The sequence below is a fragment of the Kribbella pratensis genome (assembly GCF_004366075.1).
Lineage (GTDB): Bacteria > Actinomycetota > Actinomycetes > Propionibacteriales > Kribbellaceae > Kribbella > Kribbella pratensis.
In genome coordinates this window covers 639,579-658,017 of sequence record NZ_SODU01000004.1, presented here as the reverse complement: position 1 = coordinate 658,017, position 18,439 = coordinate 639,579, and the positions used below count along the sequence as shown (strand labels likewise).

Here is an 18,439-nt window from a genome sequence, read left to right as displayed (position 1 = left end):
TCACACCTTCTCGAGCCGGGCGACGCCGATCTTCGCGTCGGCCATTCCGTAGAAGACGTAGCGGACACACTCGATTTCCTCGATGGCGGTCGGGAACACGACGTTGGCGACGGTTCCTGTCCGTTCCTCTTCGGTTTCGGGGATGAGTAAAGGCTCGGAGGTTCTGTCGATGACCTTGGTCACGTCCTCGGTGTCGAGCAGCAGTGCGCCGGCCGAGTAGGTGACCTCCTGAGTCGTCGGGTCGATGCCCTTCGGCTGTCGACCGGTGACCCCGTGATGAATGACCAGCCATCCCTCCGGCGTCCACAACGGCGGCGGTCCCGCACCGATCTTCAGCGCCTCGAACGGGTACTCCGGCATCGCCACCAGCCGGTGATAACGCAGATGCACCAGGTTGCGGACATCTCGTTCGACCTCGGCGACGGGTGTGAAGGACACCCAGATCCCGGGCCGCTGGTCGGTGACTCCGGCGGGCAAGTGCACGCCTTCGCCCTCCCGGAACCACCCGAGGTCCCACATCGGCCGGTGCAGCATCGCGTACGACGGTTCGCCGTCCGGACCGGGCACCGGCCGCGGGAAGAACACGGTGTCCTTGTTGGGGAACAGGTTCAGATCCGTGTCCAGTGACGGTTGGTACTCGAAATGCGACGGTCCAAGGCGTCGCCAGTCCCGCAGGTTCGACGACACGGCCAACGCCGGTTTCGGGCCGAGCGGGCCGTAGGCGACGTAGGTCATCACGTGGAGACCGAGTGCGGCCAGGAAGGTCACCCGCGGGTCCTCGACCCCGGCGTTGTTTGCCCCACGCTCCCAGCCCTCGTCGGGCGCGAGGACGACTCCCTCCCGCTGGACTCCGACAGGTACGCCGTCGTCCAGTGAGATGCTGGCCAGCCCGACCCGCGATACGTTGCCTGCGGCAACCAGGCGGGGGAGGAGGTGGACTTTCCGATCCGGAGTGTGCCCAGTGGCCGGGTTCAGCACCCCCTCGGCTTCGAGCTCGTTGCCGGGCTCGGGAGTCATCAGGACGCCGACACGAGTCAAGGTGTACGGGAAGGTCATGTCAATCAACCCTTCAGTCCGGATTCGAGTCCCTGGGAGATGAACTGGCGCTGGAAGACAACGAAGAGTCCGACGGCTGGCGCCGCGAGTACGCAGGCGCCGGCCAGTACCGCACCGAACGGATTGGCGGCGCGGGCCGACACCGTCGTGAGGTAGTTGGACAGTGCCACGGCGAGCGGTTGCAGTTCCTGGTTCTTGGTGATCAGGAAGGGCCAGAGGAACTCGTTCCACGGACCGATGAAGGTCAGCAATACGCCGGTGAGGAGTGCAGGCCGCACCAGGGGAATCGCGACGCGCCACAGAATGCTGAGTTCGGACGCACCGTCGATCCGGGCGGCGTCGAACAGTTCGCCCGGCAATTGGAGGAAGTACTGACGGAACACGAACACTGCGGTCGAGTTGATCGCGAACGGCACGATCATGCCGAGATAGGAGTCGGCGAGCCCGTAGCTGCGGACGACCAGCACGTACAAGGGGATCGTCAGCAATTGGAACGGGATCACCTGGATCAGCAGCATCAGGCTGAACACCAGCCCCCGTCCGCGGAACCGCAGTCGCGCCAGCGCATAGCCGGCCAGGACCCCGAAAACCATCGTGCCGAGGATCACTCCACCGGTGAAGACGCCCGAATTGAGCAACGTGCGACCGAGGTTGATCGCCGCGTCGATCTCGGCGTAGTTCTCGCCGGTGAGGTTGCCCGGTGCGGGAAAGGCGCCGCCGACCGATGGATCGGGCTCAGCCTGCAGACTCCCGATCAGCATGTAGTAGAACGGGAACAGAAACACGAACGCGCCGGCCAGTAGGGCAGGAAAGCGCCATCGCATCAGTCTTCTCTCCCCACGAAGCGCCGTTCGATCAATGCCAGGATCAGTACGCCGATGACGAGCAGGATGCCGATAGCCGCGCCGACATCAGGATTGCCTTGCTCGATTCCGCGCTGGTACATGATCAGGACCGGGGAGGCAGACGCGCCGTCCGGCCCGCCGCCTCCGGTCAACAGATAGGGCTCGGTGAACAGGTTCGCCCCGGTCACCGTGGCGAGAAGTACGACCAGTGTCGTTGCGGGCCGGACTCCTGGCACCGTGACGTTCCAGAACGACTGGAACCGGCCTGCGCCATCCATGGCAGCTGCCTCGTAGAGGTCTCTCGACACGTTCTGCAGGGCGGCGAGGTACAGCAGGATGAAGAATCCGAGTTGTTTCCAGGTCACATAGATCGCCACCGTCGGCATTGCCAGCTTCGAGTTGACCAGCCAGGAGGGATCGGGCGCGACGGGACCGAGGACAGCGTTGACGAGGCCGTCGGAGTTGAACAAGAACAGCCAGACGCCGACGACTGCGACGCTCGCGGTCACGTACGGCACGTAGTAGCTGACCCGGAAGAAGGTGCGCCACCGGATCGCGGCGTTCAGGGCGTTTGCCAGGACCAGCGACAGGACGACCGTCAACGGCCCGTTGATCAAGAGGAAGACCAGGACGTTGCCGAAGGCACGCCGTACCGCCGCGTCCGACAGCACGGCGACGTAGTTGTCGAATGCGACGAACGGACGCTCGACAATCGCGCCCGGTGCCGCGAAGAAGTAGTCATGGAACGAGATGTAGACCGCGAAGCCGAGCGGGTAGGCGAAGACCGCGAGGAGGAACACGACGTACGGCGCGACGAGTGCGCCGCCGATCGGTTGTTCGCCGATGACTCGACCGAACCAGGTTCGCCTGCCGGAGATCCCTTGCCTGGGAGTCTCGCGGATCACCGGATTGCTTGTGACGGTCATGACTCTGACGCGAGCTGATCGACGCGGCGGGCAGCTTCCTCCAGGGCCGTGCCTGGGTCCTGGCGGCCGAAGATGACCGACTTGGAGTACGCGTCCCGGAAGGTCTGCCAGATGGTGATCGAGTCCTGCACGTTCGGCACTTCCACCGTGCGCGCGGCCTGGTCCGCGAACGTCTTGTAGTCGGGGTTCTTGGCGAAGTAGTCCGGGTACGCCGAGGCGACGTCCTTGCGCAGCGGCATCTGCCCGGTCAGCTGGAGGAACTTGCCATCCTGCTCCTTGCTGGTGGCGAACTTCAGCACGTCCCAGGCCGTCCCGCGATTCTTGCACGCGGAGTACATCGCCACGTTCTTGGCGTCGGAGAAGGTGTGGATCTGGTTCGCCGGCCTGCCGGACGACGTCGGCACCGGTACGACGCCCCAGTCGACCTTGCCCTTGTACACCGAGATCGCCCACGGGCCGACGATCGCCATGGCCGCCTTGCCGTCGGCGAACGCGTCACCGGTGTACCTCTCCTTGCCGGCCAGGTTCTCGGCGTAGAGAGTCCGCCAGAACTGAGCGACCTTCCTGCCCGCGTCGCCGGCGAACTGTGCCTTGCCATCGGCGACCAGTTGGCTTCCACCGGTCTCGGCCGCGAACAGCGGGTAGAAGTCGAACCAGGACTGGTAGAACTCGTTGCTCGGGGCCGGAAGGATCGCGTACTGCGCGCCCTTGGCTGCCACCACCTTCCGAACGGTGGCGAGGAACTCGTCGTCCGTCCTCAGCGGCGGGTTCGTCGGGTCGATGCCGGCCTTGGCGAACGCCTTCTTGTTGTAGAAGATCATCACCGGGTTCGACTTCCACGGAAGCTGGTAGTACTTTCCGTCCGACGACTTGTACTGCTCGGCGACATCGCCGGAGCGGCCCTCGAGGTACGACGTACCGTCGCTGAACGTGTCCAGCGGCACCAGGCCGCCCTGCTTCTGGAACTGTGAGATCGAGGCCGGCGAGGTGTTGAAGATCAGGCAGGGCGCGTTGCCGGCCGTGATCGCGGCGCCGATGACTTCTTCGGAGCTCTTTCCGGTCGGGATCTCCTGTGCAGAGATCTTCTGGTCCGCGTGTTCCGCGTTCCAGGCTGCGACCATCTGCTTGCCCCACGCGACCTCTTCGAGATTGTTCGAGTACCAGACGGTGATCTCGCCTCTGGCCTGAGCATCTGGACCGGGCGCGGCGCCTCCGCATCCTGCGGCCGCTGTGAGCATCACGGCAAGAGCGGCAGTTGCGATCGTTCGTCTCATGGTTTCTCCAACGGATCTGTGCCTGTTGTCGCGTTGGGTAGTCCGGGGGAGGGCTGAGTTTGTGACATCTACGTCCGGATGACGGGGCTGTCACAAAGTGACCGTCCTCGCGGACTTGTCGGTACGGATGTCGACGAGTGGGCGCGGGGAGGTGGCGATGGACGGCCTGGATCTGGCGCGGTGGCAGTTCGCGATCACCACCGTGTATCACTTTTTCTTCGTGCCGGTGACGATCTCGTTGGTCGCGATCACCGCCGGCCTGCAGACCGCCTGGTACCGGACCGGGAAGGAGAAGTACCTCCGGCTGACGAAGTTCTACGGGAAGCTGTTCTTGATCAACATTGCGATGGGTGTGGTCACCGGTTTGGTGCAGGAGTTCCAGTTCGGGATGAACTGGAGTGACTATTCGCGGTTCGTCGGCGATGTGTTCGGGGCCCCGTTGGCGCTGGAGGGGCTGCTGGCGTTCTTCCTGGAGTCGACGTTCATCGGTTTGTGGATCTTCGGCTGGGACCGGCTCCCGAAGTTGGTGCATCTGGGCTGCATTTGGATGGTGGTGCTCGGCACGCAGTTGTCGGCGTACTTCATCCTTGCGGCCAATTCGTGGATGCAGAACCCGGTGGGTTTTCGTTACAACGCGGCTCGGGGTCGTGCGGAGTTGACGGATCTGTGGGCGGTGCTGACCAACAAGGTCGTGCTGGTGACGTTTCCGCACACGATCTTCGCCGCGTTCATGGTCGGCGGCGCGTTCGTGGCCGGGGTCGCGTTGTGGCATCTGGTCCGTCGGCCGGGCACGGACGGGGATGTGTTCCGGTCGGCGCTGAAGATCGGGGCGTCGGTCGTGCTGGTGGCCGGTGTGGGTGTCGCGATCAGCGGTGATCTGCAGGGCAAGGTGATGACTGAGGTGCAGCCGATGAAGATGGCGGCGGCTGAGGCGTTGTACGAGACCGAGAAGCCGGCGTCGTTCTCGGTGTTCACGGTCGGCACGTTGGACGGTTCGAAGGAGATTTTCTCGATCAAGTTGCCGTATCTGCTGTCGTTCCTGGCGACCGGGCGTTTCGATGGTGAGGTGCAGGGGATCAATTCGCTGCAGGAGGCGTACGAGCAGTTGTACGGGCCGGGGTCGTACAAGCCGAACATCCCGCTGACGTATTGGACGTTCCGGTTGATGATCGGGGTCGGGATGGCGTCGGCCGCGGTCGCGCTGTGGTTGTTGTGGACCACGCGCCGCGGGCGGGCTCCTGCCCGCTGGCTGGTGTGGCTGGCGGCGCCGTTGCCGTTGCTGCCGCTGGTGGCGAACACGTTCGGCTGGATCTTCACCGAGACCGGTCGGCAGCCGTGGCTGGTGTTCGGTCTGTTGCCGACGGCGTCGGGTGTCTCACCCGGTACGACCAGCGGCGAGGTGATCACCTCGCTGGTCGGGTTCACCGCGCTGTACGGCGTACTCGCGGTCGTCGAGATGAGGTTAATGCTGCGCGCGATCTGGAGCGGGTTGCCGGAGGCGGACGTGGGCGTCGGGAGGCCGCGGACCGGCGGGTCGGATGATGACGAGTCCGGCGCAGATGACGAGCCTGATCCGCTGTCCTTCGCGTACTGAGGTGGTCTGACATGGAACTCACGACGGTCTGGTTCGTTGCGATCGCGACGCTGTGGACCGGGTACTTCGTGCTCGAGGGCTTCGACTTCGGGGTCGGGATGCTCCTGCGGGTGCTGGGCCGGACCGAGCCTGAACGCCGGGCGATCGTCACCACCATCGGGCCGGTCTGGGACGGCAACGAAGTCTGGCTGATCGTCGCTGGTGGCGCGACGTTCGCGGCGTTCCCGGAGTGGTACGCAACGCTGTTCAGCGGGTTCTACCTGCCGCTGTTCGCGATCCTGGTGGGACTGATCGTGCGCGGCGTCGCACTGGAGTACCGCGGCAAGCGGGACGAGCCGGAGTGGCGCGCGCGGATGGACGCGATGATCGTCGTCGGGTCGGTGCTGCCCGCGCTGCTCTGGGGCGTTGCCTTCGGCAACATCGTGCGCGGGGTGCCGCTGGACGCCGATCACGAGTACGTCGGCGGCTTCGGGACGCTGCTCAACCCGTTCGCGCTGCTCGGCGGCCTGACCTTCGTCGCGGTGTTCGTCACCCACGGCGCGATCTTCCTCGCCCTGCGCACCACCGACGACCTACGCCGCCGCGCCAACCGACTGGCTTCGCGCGCGAGTGTCGTCATCGCGGTACTTGCCGCGGGGTTCCTGGTGTGGGCGCAGCATCTGCGGGGAGATCTGGCCTCGATGATTCTGGCCGGGGCTGCGATGGTGGCGCTTTCGGGTGGTCTGGTCGCGAACGAGCTGGCTCGGGAGGGCTGGGCCTTCGTCGGTACGACGCTCGCGATCGGACTGGCCGTGGTGTCGCTGTTCGTCGCGCTGTTCCCCGACGTCATGCCGTCAACACTTGACCCCGGATCAACATTGACAATTGTTGATGCCGCGTCAACGCCGTACACCTTGAAGGCGATGACGATCATCACTGCGATCGTCCTGCCGTTGGTGCTGCTGTACCAAGGCTGGTCCTACTGGGTGTTCCGCAAGCGCGTGACGGTTGCGCCAGTGTCGGTGTCGGCGTCATGAAGCCGCTCGACCCGCGATTACTGAGGCGCGCGCGGGCGGCGCGGTTATTCCTGCTGGCGTCGATCGTACTCGGCGTCGCGAGCGGGGCGCTGGTCATCGTGCAGGCCGTGCTGCTCGCTCACGGCATTGCGGGCGTCGTGCTGCGGGGCAGCGGGGTGACTGCTGTCGCCTGGGGTCTGGCTGCTGTCGTTGCAGGCCGGGCATTGCTGGTGTGGGCGCAGGAGGTGGTCGCACAACGCGCAGCCGCCGCGGTGAAGTCCACGCTGCGGCGGCAGGTGCTGGAGCACGCGCTGAAGCTCGGTCCGGTGCGGCTGAGTGGTGAACGCAGCAGTGCGCTGACAACCCTGCTGACCAAGGGCCTGGACGATCTGGACCCGTACTTCGCCCGCTACCTCCCACAACTCGTCCTGGCATCGACCGTGCCCGCCGGAGTGATCGGCTGGATGGCGACCGGAGACCTACTGGCGGCGGGCACGGTCCTCGTCACTCTGCCGCTGATCCCGATCTTCATGACCTTGATCGGCTGGGCGGCTCGAGCACACAGCCGGCACAGGCAGCACGCGCTCGCGATTCTGGCCCACCACTTCGCCGACGTGACCGGTGGAATGACCACGCTGAAACTGTTCGGCCGCGCGAAGGCACAGACGGCCGCAGTACAACAGGTGACCGACAGGTACCGGATCGCGTCGCTGGGGACCCTGCGGCTGGCGTTCCTGTCCTCGTTGGTCCTCGATTTGCTCGCCAGCCTGTCGGTGGCGCTCGTCGCGATCGGCGTCGGTCTCAGGCTGGTCGACGGGAAGCTCGGGCTCGAGACAGCGCTGGTGGTGCTGATCCTCGCGCCCGAGGCGTATCTCCCGTTGCGGCAGCTGGGCATGCAGTTCCACGCCAGCGCAGACGGGGTGGCGGCGAGCGAAGAGGCACTCAGGGTCCTGGAGACCGCAGTGCCGAACTGGGGTGATCGGAGGGACGTGCCAGACCTCCGTTGCACGGCGCTGTCCCTGTACGACGTGACGGTGACTTACCCGGGGCGGGACGCGCCGGCGTTGAACGGGTTCGATCTGGAGTTGCGGCCAGGCGAGATTGTCGCGCTGACCGGACCGAGCGGAAGTGGCAAGTCGACGGTCCTGGCCGCGATCCTCGGCCTGGTTGCCATCGAATCCGGTGGTGTTGTGGCCGGAGGATCCGGGGCGGCCGAGTTCGAGCCGAGGGTGTGGCGACGGCAGTTCGCCTGGGTGCCGCAGCATCCGAGCCTGCGGGACGGCTCGGTTGCCGCCAATGTTCGGCTCGGCCGTCCCGACGCATCGGATGATGAGGTGCTGACCTCGCTCGACGCGGCAGGCGCACGGGAGCTGAGTCCGGCGCAACGGGTCGGTGAACGAGGCGCATTACTGTCGGGCGGCCAGCGGCGCCGAGTAGCGTTGGCCCGGGCGCTGATCACCGACGCGGCAGTGCTCCTCCTGGACGAGCCAACAGCGGGTCTCGACTGTGAAACCGAGGCGGAAGTCATCGCAGGTCTCAGGGGCGCCGGTCGCACAGTTCTGCTCGTGGCGCACCGCCCGGCGTGGATCGCCGCGGCCGATCGCGTAGTCGAGCTGGGACGGTCGGCCAACGAGTATCGGGAGTTGTCGGTCTCGTGAGCCTCTCCTCCATCGTCCTCCCGGACCGACGGGCGGCAGGATGGCTGCTGGTCGCACTCACGTCGGGCGTGCTGGCCTCAGGATCTTCCGTGGCGTTGCTAGCGACGTCCGCCTGGCTGATCAGCGCCGCGGCCGCTCAGCCGCCGGTGCTCGTCCTGATGGTCGCGATCGTCGCCGTCCGTGCCTTCGGCATCGGAAGGGGGCTGTTCCGATACGTTCAGCGGCTTGCCGGTCACGACGCGGCGTACCGGCTGCTCGCACGAACCCGGGCACGGATGACCGATCGGTTGGAGGAGTTGGCGCCGGTCGGCCTCGATCTACGGCGCGGTGATCTTCTCGCTCGACTGCTCCTCGACGTCGACTGCGTTCTCGACCTGTGGCTGCGAGTCGTTCTCCCCGTCGTCGTAGCCGCGGTGACGGCTACAGCGACCGTTGCACTCATCGGAGCGCTGCAGCCAGTGATCGGCGTCCAGGTCGGGTTCGCGGTCCTGGTGGCGTGCATCATGGTGCCTTGGCTCACTGCGGCCACGGCACGCCATGCCGAGCGGTCGATCGCCAAGGGGCGCGGTGAGGTCGCAGCTCGGGCGTCCGAGAGCTTGCAATCGGCCGCGGACTTGGTCGCCTTCGGGGCTGTGGACGACGTGATCTGCGCCTTCGCCGATGCCGATGTCCGGCTGGCTGCCGCCGAACGCCGATCCGCTTGGAGCGCCGGTCTCGGCAATGCTCTTCTCGTCCTCTGCGTGGGTGGGGCCACTGTCTCCGGACTCGTCGTGGGCAGTCGCTCCCACCTGGCCGGCCCGACACTTGCCGTGCTGGTGCTGACGCCGTTGGCGTTGCTGGATGTCCTCGGTGAGATCCCTCTGGCCGCGCAGATCGCGGCGCGGGTCCGCGGTTCCCTGGACCGGCTGCGAGAGGTCCTCGCCGCGCCGCGGCCGGCCACAGGCCCGGCGAGCCCACACGCGCTTCCGCGCGATCGTAGTCTGCGGGTCCACGGCTTGCGGGCGGGGTACGGCGATGGTCCCGACGTACTGCAGGTCGGTGACATCGACGTTCCTGAGGGCGGTCGAGTGCTCATCACCGGACCGAGCGGATCGGGCAAGAGCACGCTTGCTGCCGTTCTGTTGCGACTTCTGGACCCCCGCGCAGGCGAGGTGAATCTGGGCGGTTTCGATCTCACGCAGCTCGACAGCGAAAAGGTGCGGTCCGCAATCGGATTGCTCACCCAGGACTGCTACGTCTTCGACACGAGCATCCGAGAGAACCTGCTGCTGGCGTGCCCGGATGCCAGCGATCTCCAGCTGTGGAACGCCCTCCACCGCGCGCGGCTCGGTGACTTCGTCGAGCGATTGCCGCGGCAACTGGGCACAATGGTCGGGGAGCACGGTGCGCGATTGTCAGGAGGAGAGCGGCAGCGACTTGCCTTCGCACGACTGCTGCTCGCGCGGCACGACGTACTGATTCTCGACGAACCCACCGAGCATCTCGATGAGGAGACCGCGCGGGCCCTGCTGATGGATCTGTTCGGTGCCGCCGGGTCTCGCACCGTGGTTCTACTGACTCATAGACCGGAGTTGGTCCCCTATCCCTTGCCACAGATCGTGAGGCTGTCACGGCGAACGCAATGCTGAGCCACAGCGTCAGCAGCCGGTGCGAATCTGCGGTAGGACGTTTGTGCGACAACGCCGTTCAGCGTTGCACGGATTCAGCTCGCTGCGTCGGACCAAGACTCGAATGCTGCCGGCTCCTTGCTGTGGGGCAGTTGGCGGCTCAGGCGCAAGGCAGTGCTGACCAGCCCAGCATGGCTGAAGGCCTGTGGAGTGTTCCCGAGATGGTGCCCGGTCGCCACGTCATATTCCTCACTGAGTAGCCCGACGTCGTTGCGCAAAGACAGCAGCCGTTCGAAGAGGGCCTCGGCGTCGTCGGTGCGGCCGATTCCGTGCAGTGCATCCGCCAGCCAGAACGAGCAGGCCAGGAATGTGCCTTCGTCACCCGGGATGCCGTCGCAGTTGGGTATGCGCGCGTCGGTGGAGTAGCGCAGGACCAGCCCGTCTCGCGTCAGATGGCTTTGGACGGCGTCGACCGTGCCGACCATGCGGGGGTCGTTCCATGGCAGGAATCCGTACCGCGGCAGCAGGAGGAGCGAGGCATCGAGGCGGCTGGAGCCATAACACTGTGTGAAGCTGCCCAGCGCGGTGTTGAACCCGCGGTGGCAAACGTCGTCGTGGATGGTCCGGCGAAGCTTGCGCAAGCGCTCGAGGGTTTCCGGCGTGGCATCCTCAGCCTCCAGGGCGCGGACGACGCGATCGACGCCGACCCAGGCCATGGCCTTCGAATGGACGAAGTGACGCCGCGGGCCGCGAACCTCCCAGATGCCGTTGTCAGGTTCCTGCCAACTGTCTTCGAGGCCCCTCAACAGAATGCGACGCATCCTCCGATCCGATGGCCCGCGATTGCACAGAACGCTCAACACCTCGCCCCAGACGTCATTCTGTACTTGCATGGCCGCAGCGTTGCCGATGCGGACCGGTGCGGATGCGCGATGACCCGCGAGCCAGTCCAAGGTTTGCTCTGGTAGATGGCGGGCGCCGTCGAGGCGGTACATGATTTGCACGTCCGAGGAGCCGCTGGCCACAACCCGCGCCAACCAGTCCGTCCAGGCTGCGACTTCTTCTCCGTAGCCGGTGGCATCGAACGCCTCCAGGGCAAACGCGGCGTCGCGGAGCCAGCAGTAGCGGAAGTCCCAGTTGCGTGTGCCGCCGATGTTCTCGGGCAGTGAGGTCGTGACTGCGGCCAGGATGCTGCCGGTCGGGGCATGAGTAAGCGCCTTGAGGACGACGAGTGAACGTCGCACCGAGTCGGCCCACCGGCCTGCATAGGTGCAGCGACTGATCCACTGATCCCAGAATGCCGACGTCGCGGCCAGCGAACGGACTGGATCGGCCGGCGCAGGTAGATTCGGTTCGGGGGCATGAGTCAAGACGAACGTCAGGCGTTCGCCCGCGCCGACCGTGAAGTCTGCAGTCATGCAACCGCCGACACGGTTCATGTGGACGTCGGTGGACAGACACACGTTCTGGTGCTCCGTCGTCGCGAGAATCTGCCGGCCGAGGCCGTGATGCTCGGGGACGATCCGTCCGTAGTCCATCCGCAACGCCAGTGAGGTGTGCATGTGGACCAGACCTGCAACGCCCTCGACTACGCGCACGAGTTGCCCCTCCGGTCCGGTGGGAGACATGAAGTCGGTGACCCTCACGTGGCCGTCGGAGACGATCCAATCCGTTTCGAGGATCAACGAATGTCGTCGGTACCGTCGGCGGGCGCAGCGCCCACCGGCTGACGGCCCCATCGTCCAGCGACCGTTGCCGTCGTCGCCGAGCACGGCCGCGAACACCGCAGGTGAGTCGAAGCGGGGCAGGCACAGCCAGTCAACAGACCCATCAGTCGCGACGAGCGCCGCCGTACGCAGGTCGCCGATCAGCGCGTAATCCTCGATGTGTGCCATGGCGGCCTGGCTCAGTTGTCCCAATCGACCGTCAGGTCCGCGGCCAGGAGTCTCTCGAGGCTGCCGAGATCGCCGGTACGGGCTGCGGTGAAGAACGCCTGAAGGAAGCGCTGGTACGACGCCGAGCTCACGATGACACGTCGGTTGGCTCCGAGATGCCGGCGGGCGCGGCTGACCACTTGCCTGGTATTGGCCGCGCCGAGCTGGAGGAACTCTGAGATCTGCCCGTATGAATAGCCGAAGGCCTCTCGGAGAATGAAGGCGGCGCGTTCTCGCGGCGTGAGGCTCTCGAGGACGATCAGCAGCGCCTGTTCGACGGCTTCGCGGCGTTCGGCCGTCGTGGCCGGGTCGTCGTTCACGTCGGTTGCCGGGGGAACCGGCGGAGTTCGGCATACCTCGTAACGCCGCCGCGCGGACAGGCTGATGTTGATCGCGAGCCGTGTCGCCATGGTCGCGAGCAGAGCCTGCGGATCGGCGACGACCGTACGATCGGTGTTCTGCCAGCGAAGCCAGGTTTCCTGTACGACGTCCTCGGCCTCGCTCCAGTTGGCGAGGAATCGGTACCCGATCGCCATCAGCCGCGGCCGTACTCTGACGAATGTCTCGACTGCTTCCTCGAGGCCGCCATCCCACTGCTCGGCGCTCGCCGGCCGGTCCGGCCAGGTCTCCCCGCCTTCCCATCTCTGCGATGACAGTCCGGTGTTCACACGAACAACCCCTTTCCCGCCTGGCGAGTCACATGCCCTCGACATCACTGTGCGGCCGCGAAGCATCCTTCGCGCCCTGCGTAGAACGTGGCTGGTCGCGTGGTCTCGGCCGGCCTCGTGGCCGTGCCACTACGTGTCCGTGGGGGCCACGTAGTCCTGGGCGCCACGCAGCCGCCGGCTCCGAGTCCAGCTGGCATCGGTCACAAAGACGCGATGGTCGCCGAAAGTCGACGACCATCGCGTGGTGGTCACAGCAGATCGCGCCCGGCGGTCAGCTCAGGCGGTGCCGAGTGCCTTACGGAGGATCTGGATCGCCTGCTCGACAGCGCCGGTCGTGGCGGCGGTCTGACGGAGCGGGTTGAGCATCATGAAGTCGTGGATGATGCCGTTGTAGCGGACCGAGGTGGTGCGGACGCCGGCCTCGGTGAGCCTGCGTGCATACGCCTCTCCCTCATCTCGAAGTACGTCGTTCTCGTCGACGATCAGGAAGGCTTCCGGCAGCCCGGCGAGTTGGTCGAGGCCGGCCCGCAACGGCGACGCCGTGATCTCGGACCTCCTGGCTTCGTCAGGTAGATAGCAGTCCCAGAACCACGCCATACCCTTCGCGGTGAGGAACGGGCCTTCCGCGAACTCGCGGTAGCTCTCGGTGTCTTGCGCTGCGTCGGTCACCGGGTAGTACATCGACTGGTGGACGAACCTGACATCACCTCGCTGTACGGCGAGGATGGCCAAGGCGGCCGTCATGTTGCCGCCGACCGAATCGCCGGCCACCGCCATCCGCGTAGCATCGAGGCCCTCGGACGAACCGCGCTCGGTGACCCAGCGCGCTGCCGCGTAGCCCTGTTCGATCGCGACGGGGTAGTGCGCCTCGGGGGAGCGGTCGTACTCGACGAACACGACGGCCGCTTCGGCGCCGACGGCCAACTCGCGAACCAGCCGGTCATGCGTCCCGGCGTTCCCGAGGACCCATCCGCCGCCATGCATGTACAGGATGGTCGGGAGGCTTTCCTTAGCGTCGACGGGCTTGACGATGCGGACCCGGACGTCGCCGACCTCGGCCGGAACGGTGATCCACTTCTCGGCGACGTCGAGCTTGGGGATCGGGGCAGCTTGAACGTCGTCGAGAACGTTGCGCGCGCCGTCGGGGCCGAGTTCGTAGAGGAACGGCGGCTTCGACGTCGCGTCCGCGAACTCCTGAGCTGCCGGCTCGAGGAAGTGCTTGCTCATGTGAGGTTTCGTCCTTTCGGATTCACTCGATCGATCGACATGATCGACCGGAACTGCTGCGACTGACACGGCGCTCGCTTCCCGCAGTGGTGACCGCAGGCAGCGGCTGATGCCTAGTTGTGCCTGGAGGCCGCGCTCGTGTGACGGATCGTCCATTCGAGCGCGTAGTCGGCAACGGCTTCCCAGCCCGGGGCGCCGGCGGTGAAGTGAGGCCGTCCGGCGAACTCCTTGTACTCCACCACTGCCCTCGACTTGCCGAGGCGCTTCGCGGCCTCTCTGCTGACCGAGGCAGGGATCGTATGGTCTTCGCTGTTCCCGATCACGAGGAGCGGAGGACGGTCGTCCTTGTGAAAGTCGACCTTGTTGACCGCGTGTGGATTGAAGTTTGCGAAGGCGCCCTGGAAGGCGATCCGCCCGGGACCAGCGACCGCGTACCTCTCGTACGCCGCCTTGGCGTCCTGGTCGTTCATGGTGTTTGTGAAGGCGTAGTGGAACTGCTTCGGCGTCATCGCGAAGGTCTTGTTCTTGTTCGCCGGGTTTCTGAGCACTGGAGCGATGGCCCGAAGCAGACTGAGCGGCAGGCGGTAGACGCCCTTGACCGGTGCGGGCGACAGGGCTACGCCGGCAGCGCCGAGGCCGCGGTCGAGCAGGAGTTCGGTCACCAGGCCGCCGGTCGAATGTCCCATGATCACCGGTGGACTGGCGAGGCTGCGGATGATCTGGTCGTAGTGGTCGACGACCTCGCCGATTCCGAGTCCGTTCATGACCGACGGGTCGCGGCGGAGGGCCTCGACCTCTACTTCCATTCCGGGCCAGGCAGGTGCGAGGACTTCATGCCCGCGCTTCTCGAAGCGCGCCTTCCAGCCCTCCCAACTTCGCGGCGTGAGCCACAGACCGTGGACCAGAACGATGGTGGGTGACATGACGACTCCAATTGGTGATCACGGCAGACAAGGGATGTCCGGTCGCGAGGGGACGATTCGAATCGCGCCGTTGGCAACGATCGGTGGTGCAACAACCAAGTCCGAACAGGGATGTCATTCGTGACATGACCTGCGGTGCATCCGTGATATCGCTCAGCTCCGACCGCGACCCGTGGCCACCGTCGTCACAAGACCCGTGGATTCCTTGTCTTAGTAGCAGAGAGAGATTGGAGCGCGCGATGAGCACGACCCACGAACACCGGGCTGAGTTGTTCATGTTGATGCAGTTGCGGTTGCTCGGTTTCGGCCGCAATCCGTTGCGTCGAAGGGTGGACCGGCTCGAGGCAGTGCTGCTGATGGTCGCGCTGACGGTTGCATCGCTGGTGATACCCGCGGCGGCAGCCTTCGGAACTGCAATTCGCGATCGCGCGGAGCACGCGGCGGCCCAGGAACGCGCACACACCCGTGCGGTTGTAGCGCGAACACTCGAGGACTCGGACGAAACCGCGCTTTTGAGTCCCGGGCTGACCACCACGAGAGTTCGAGTTGGTTGGTTCGATGCTTCAGGATCCGCACGCGAGGACCGGGCAGATGTGCTGATCGGCACCAAGTCCGGCAGCGAGCTGACGATCTGGCTCGATCAGGACGGCAAGGTGACCCGCGCTCCCCGGCCACCCTCGGACAGTGCAGCCCTCGGCGTTGTGGCCGGTATCGGTATGGCGGTCCTCGCCTGGCCGCTGCTGATCGTCGTCGTTCGGTTGGCCCGCCGACCGCTGGACCATCACCGCGCCGAGGAATGGGCGCGGGAGTGGACAGAGGTCTCACCGCGATGGACACGTCAACTGCCCTGAGGATCGGTTCGGCGGCGCTAGGAGGTCGAGGATGTCTGTGGCAGTAGGAATCAACGGGTTCGGTCGGATCGGGCGGGACTTTCTGCGGGTGGCGCTCGAGCGGGGAGATGAGGTCGTCGAGGTGGTGTCGGTCAACGACGTCACCGACAGTGCGACGCTGGCGAACCTGCTGCAGTACGACTCGACCTATGGGCCATTGCCCGATCGCGTCCGCCACACCGACAACGCGATCTCGGTTCGCGGCACGTCCATTCGAGTGACGTCCGAGCGCAGTCCCGCTGCTCTGGACTGGCGGGATGTCGGCGCGGACATCGTGATCGAGTGCACAGGCCGTTTCCGGACCCGGGCAGCCGCGGCCGCGCACCTGACCGGCGGTGCCCGCAAGGTCATCCTGTCGTCGCCGGGCAAGGATGTCGACGCGACAGTCGTTCTAGGGGTAAATGCCGACACCTACGACCCTGTCTCACACAACATCATCTCGAACGCGTCGTGTACCACGAACTGCGTCGCCCCAATGGTGTCCGTGCTGCATCGGGCGTTCGGGATCCGACGCGGTGTGATGACAACGATCCACAGCTACACGAACGACCAGGTGATCCTCGACTCGCCCCACAAGGACCTGCGCCGTGGACGCTCGGGTGCTGTGAACCTCATCCCGACGAGCACTGGCGCGGCCAAGGCAGTCGGCCTGGTGATTCCCGAACTGGCCGGCAAGATCGACGGCGTCGCGGTTCGAGCTCCGGTCCAGGATGGCTCGCTCACGGACCTGGTCCTCGAACTCGCCGAGGACGTGACCGCAGAGCAGGTCAACCACGTCTTCGCTGAGGCGGCATCCGGCCTTCTGAAGGGCCTGTTGCGGTACAACGAGGACCCGATCGTCTCGCACGACATCATCGGCGACCCGGCGTCGTGCATCTTCGATGCCCCACTCACGTACGCGAACGGCAATCTTGTGAAGGTGTTCGGCTGGTACGACAACGAGTGGGGCTTCACCAACCGCCTGTTCGACCTGACCGAACTCGTTGCGCACAGCATGAAGTAGGCCACCGGACACCGCCGAAGTAGCGATCCGGGACTCGGAGACGGATTTCGGCCAACTCCCAAGACCGGCGGGCCTGGTGTCTTGAGCCCCTGATCACCTCGGCGCCGGGCCTGCCGCTCCATCACATGGATTCGGCATGCGCCGCAGCTTCAGCTCCCGGAGGGAGAGTGCATGAACTGGCTACTCAACGGTGCCTGCCGAAATGAGGACCCGGAACTGTTTTTCCCGATCGGCACCACCGGCCCAGCCTTGCAGCAAATCGAAGCCGCCAAACGGGTCTGCGCACAATGTGACGTCGTCGACGCATGCTTGAACTGGGCACTCCGCACCGGCCAGGACGCCGGCGTGTGGGGTGGTCTGTCCGAGATCGAACGCCGCGCGCTGAAACACCAGCGGCCCAAACGAGGTCGGTCGTATAGCCCGGTACAGACAGGCACCGCTCAAGTCGAGGACGTGTCAATCCCACCGACACGGCAGCCCGCCCCGAGCCGATCTGCCGGGTCGGAACGTGAGCGGCGGTGACGTAGCAGATCTAGGGCTGGTAGGCGACGAGCAGCGGGGTGAGCCCTAGCTGCGCTCGTACCCTAGCTGTAGTGATTGGGCATGTCGGTTCATCTGGCGGTGAGCCGGTGCCCCAAGCCACCCCCATTGGGGCGCCCGCCATGCCGACGGCGACCGGGCTGGTATCAGGAGGCGCCGGGGTGGCGGTGAGCTGCTTGGAGGACGAGTGCGGCACCGCGGACCGCGGCCGACTGGGGTGCCGGGGCGGGTTGGACGGTGGCGCCGAGTTGGGTCGAGAGTTGGTACGTGATTTCGGGGCGGAGCGCGCCGCCACCGGTCAGGAGAACGCCTCGATCCAGAGCATCGACCATTTGTGGACCACACTCACCCATCAGCTGGACCGTTGACTCCACGATCTCCTGAACGATCTGCGTCGAAGAAACCGGGTCGCGCACTCCCAGCTTTGTGCATCGCGCACCGCACAAGCTGCCCCCGGCCAGCAGCGCGACCTCGGTCAATTGAGCGCCGATGTCGACGACCAGCAGCGGCTCCGTCATGTCGACGTCGGCGCCGAGGGCAGCCGCTTTGACGGTGTCGATCGTCAGGATCGTTTCGGGGCCCAGGACATCGAGGACGGCGAGGAGGTGACCGCGATGTACCTCGTCGGAGGTGATCGGGATCGTTGCCACGACCGTACGACGCCGTTCCACGATCACCTGAGACTTCAGCAGCTCACCGACAAGGGCTGCCGTCGCGGCTCGGTCGATGATCTTCCCGCGGCGCACCGGGCGCTTCCCCGTAGCGGCGGTCATGGTCGGCACGTCGACGAGGAGGCCGTGTCCCGGTGCCCAGGCTCTGGTACGCGCACTGCCCAGATCGATGGCGAGACCGGTGCGAGTCCGCCCGGAGGATGTGGTGCGACGCAGCGGCCTTCCGGCGAGCAGCGGCTTCAAGGCCCAGACTCCCGCACGCGGTGGCATTCGCCGCAGTACACGGTCTGCGGACAGATCCGCAGCCGTCGTACCTCAACAGGTCTGCGGCACAGGACGCATCGTCCGTAGTGGCCGGTATCGAGCCGGTCGAGCGCGGCTTCGACGTCGGCCAGGACGATCCGGGCCGCAACGGCCAGGTGGTCCTGCACCTCAGCTCGCGCCGACCGGTCGGCGCCGATCGACTCCTTCGGCACCGACAAACGGATGGTCTTGAGTTGCTCACGCCGGAAGGCGCGCTGCTCGAGCAGCGCTGCTCGCAGAGTCGCGAGCTCCTGCCGAGGCAGTCCGGCATTGAAGGCGGTGGCCGTCCGGCTGGTCACGGGCTCTCCTCGATCAGTGTCCGCGA

16 protein-coding genes and 1 pseudogene are annotated in these 18,439 nt (G+C 65.8%); 7 read left to right on the top strand and 10 right to left on the bottom strand.

Translation table 11 applies throughout. From position 1 onward, the window contains the following. Genes EV137_RS35495 through EV137_RS35480 form a run of 4 tightly spaced genes read right to left on the bottom strand, consistent with a single transcriptional unit; the run spans nt 1 to nt 4,101 of the window. Nucleotides 1–1,056, bottom strand: coding sequence for a glycoside hydrolase family 130 protein (locus EV137_RS35495; RefSeq protein ID WP_134132495.1), 1,056 nt, complete (start codon nt 1,054–1,056; stop codon nt 1–3). 5 nt (nt 1,057–1,061) lie between these two features. Further along, entirely contained in the window at nt 1,062–1,880 is an 819-nt protein-coding gene (locus EV137_RS35490) for a carbohydrate ABC transporter permease (RefSeq protein ID WP_134132493.1), read from the bottom strand. Further along, complete coding sequence (locus EV137_RS35485) at nt 1,880–2,827, bottom strand: carbohydrate ABC transporter permease (RefSeq protein ID WP_238175769.1); 948 nt, start codon at nt 2,825–2,827, stop codon at nt 1,880–1,882. The genes EV137_RS35490 and EV137_RS35485 overlap by 1 nt, the downstream gene beginning before the upstream one ends. After that, the gene (locus EV137_RS35480) at nt 2,824–4,101 is read right to left on the bottom strand and encodes an extracellular solute-binding protein (RefSeq protein ID WP_134132492.1); all 1,278 of its coding nucleotides are present in this window, start codon (nt 4,099–4,101) and stop codon (nt 2,824–2,826) included. The genes EV137_RS35485 and EV137_RS35480 overlap by 4 nt, the downstream gene beginning before the upstream one ends. Nucleotides 4,102–4,258: 157 nt before the next feature. On the opposite strand from EV137_RS35480, the gene EV137_RS35475 reads away from it, so the two are divergent. Genes EV137_RS35475 through cydC form a run of 4 tightly spaced genes read left to right on the top strand, consistent with a single transcriptional unit; the run spans nt 4,259 to nt 9,976 of the window. Beyond that, complete coding sequence (locus tag EV137_RS35475; protein WP_134132491.1) at nt 4,259–5,695, top strand: cytochrome ubiquinol oxidase subunit I; 1,437 nt, start codon at nt 4,259–4,261, stop codon at nt 5,693–5,695. Between the two features lie 11 nt (nt 5,696–5,706). Further along, a complete protein-coding gene (cydB, locus tag EV137_RS35470) occupies nt 5,707–6,711 on the top strand; it encodes a cytochrome d ubiquinol oxidase subunit II (RefSeq protein WP_134132489.1) in 1,005 nt (334 codons plus the stop codon). After that, complete coding sequence (cydD, locus tag EV137_RS35465) at nt 6,708–8,348, top strand: thiol reductant ABC exporter subunit CydD (RefSeq protein ID WP_134132488.1); 1,641 nt, start codon at nt 6,708–6,710, stop codon at nt 8,346–8,348. Before cydB ends, cydD begins: the two co-directional genes overlap by 4 nt. Beyond that, on the top strand, nt 8,345–9,976 hold the full coding sequence (gene cydC / locus EV137_RS35460) for a thiol reductant ABC exporter subunit CydC (protein WP_134132487.1): 1,632 nt from the start codon (nt 8,345–8,347) through the stop codon (nt 9,974–9,976). Before cydD ends, cydC begins: the two co-directional genes overlap by 4 nt. A gap of 74 nt (nt 9,977–10,050) precedes the next feature. Here the strand turns inward: cydC and EV137_RS35455 are convergent, their stop codons facing one another. The 4 genes from EV137_RS35455 to EV137_RS35440 all read right to left on the bottom strand — a co-directional run bounded on the left by EV137_RS35455 (nt 10,051) and on the right by EV137_RS35440 (nt 14,707). Continuing rightward, a complete protein-coding gene (locus EV137_RS35455) occupies nt 10,051–11,850 on the bottom strand; it encodes a glycoside hydrolase family 15 protein (RefSeq protein ID WP_134132486.1) in 1,800 nt (599 codons plus the stop codon). A gap of 11 nt (nt 11,851–11,861) precedes the next feature. Then, nucleotides 11,862–12,557: a sigma-70 family RNA polymerase sigma factor gene (locus tag EV137_RS35450; RefSeq protein WP_166680109.1), complete on the bottom strand. Its 696-nt coding sequence runs from the start codon at nt 12,555–12,557 to the stop codon at nt 11,862–11,864. 276 nt (nt 12,558–12,833) lie between these two features. Beyond that, nucleotides 12,834–13,784 (bottom strand): alpha/beta hydrolase, encoded by a 951-nt coding sequence (locus EV137_RS35445; RefSeq protein WP_134132484.1) that lies wholly within the window; start codon nt 13,782–13,784, stop codon nt 12,834–12,836. 113 nt (nt 13,785–13,897) lie between these two features. Beyond that, nucleotides 13,898–14,707, bottom strand: coding sequence for an alpha/beta hydrolase (locus EV137_RS35440; protein WP_134132483.1), 810 nt, complete (start codon nt 14,705–14,707; stop codon nt 13,898–13,900). Between the two features lie 239 nt (nt 14,708–14,946). Here EV137_RS35440 and EV137_RS35435 point away from each other — a divergent pair, with 239 nt between their 5' ends. The 3 genes and pseudogenes from EV137_RS35435 to EV137_RS41640 all read left to right on the top strand — a co-directional run. After that, on the top strand, nt 14,947–15,558 hold the full coding sequence (locus EV137_RS35435; RefSeq protein WP_134132482.1) for an Rv1733c family protein: 612 nt from the start codon (nt 14,947–14,949) through the stop codon (nt 15,556–15,558). 31 nt (nt 15,559–15,589) lie between these two features. Further along, entirely contained in the window at nt 15,590–16,600 is a 1,011-nt protein-coding gene (gap, locus tag EV137_RS35430; RefSeq protein ID WP_134132480.1) for a type I glyceraldehyde-3-phosphate dehydrogenase, read from the top strand. Nucleotides 16,601–16,771: 171 nt separating this feature from the next. After that, nucleotides 16,772–17,002: pseudogene (locus EV137_RS41640) on the top strand (WhiB family transcriptional regulator); the annotation flags it as partial. A gap of 284 nt (nt 17,003–17,286) precedes the next feature. On the opposite strand, the gene EV137_RS35420 reads toward EV137_RS41640, so the two are convergent. Next, entirely contained in the window at nt 17,287–17,913 is a 627-nt protein-coding gene (locus tag EV137_RS35420; protein ID WP_166680108.1) for a rod shape-determining protein, read from the bottom strand. A 137-nt stretch (nt 17,914–18,050) separates the two neighbouring features. Then, nucleotides 18,051–18,413 (bottom strand): TraR/DksA family transcriptional regulator, encoded by a 363-nt coding sequence (locus EV137_RS35415; RefSeq protein ID WP_134013004.1) that lies wholly within the window; start codon nt 18,411–18,413, stop codon nt 18,051–18,053. Nucleotides 18,414–18,439: the final 26 nt, after the last annotated feature.

Coding starts and splice junctions, on each gene's coding strand:
- EV137_RS35495 (WP_134132495.1), bottom strand. CDS start 1,056: ATGACCTTCCCGTACACCTTGACTCGTGTCGGCGTCCTGATGACTCCC.
- EV137_RS35490 (WP_134132493.1), bottom strand. CDS start 1,880: ATGCGATGGCGCTTTCCTGCCCTACTGGCCGGCGCGTTCGTGTTTCTG.
- EV137_RS35485 (WP_238175769.1), bottom strand. CDS start 2,827: ATGACCGTCACAAGCAATCCGGTGATCCGCGAGACTCCCAGGCAAGGG.
- EV137_RS35480 (WP_134132492.1), bottom strand. CDS start 4,101: ATGAGACGAACGATCGCAACTGCCGCTCTTGCCGTGATGCTCACAGCG.
- EV137_RS35475 (WP_134132491.1), top strand. CDS start 4,259: ATGGACGGCCTGGATCTGGCGCGGTGGCAGTTCGCGATCACCACCGTG.
- cydB (WP_134132489.1), top strand. CDS start 5,707: ATGGAACTCACGACGGTCTGGTTCGTTGCGATCGCGACGCTGTGGACC.
- cydD (WP_134132488.1), top strand. CDS start 6,708: ATGAAGCCGCTCGACCCGCGATTACTGAGGCGCGCGCGGGCGGCGCGG.
- EV137_RS35455 (WP_134132486.1), bottom strand. CDS start 11,850: ATGGCACACATCGAGGATTACGCGCTGATCGGCGACCTGCGTACGGCG.
- EV137_RS35445 (WP_134132484.1), bottom strand. CDS start 13,784: ATGAGCAAGCACTTCCTCGAGCCGGCAGCTCAGGAGTTCGCGGACGCG.
- EV137_RS35440 (WP_134132483.1), bottom strand. CDS start 14,707: ATGTCACCCACCATCGTTCTGGTCCACGGTCTGTGGCTCACGCCGCGA.
- EV137_RS35435 (WP_134132482.1), top strand. CDS start 14,947: ATGAGCACGACCCACGAACACCGGGCTGAGTTGTTCATGTTGATGCAG.
- gap (WP_134132480.1), top strand. CDS start 15,590: ATGTCTGTGGCAGTAGGAATCAACGGGTTCGGTCGGATCGGGCGGGAC.
- EV137_RS35420 (WP_166680108.1), bottom strand. CDS start 17,913: ATGACCGCCGCTACGGGGAAGCGCCCGGTGCGCCGCGGGAAGATCATC.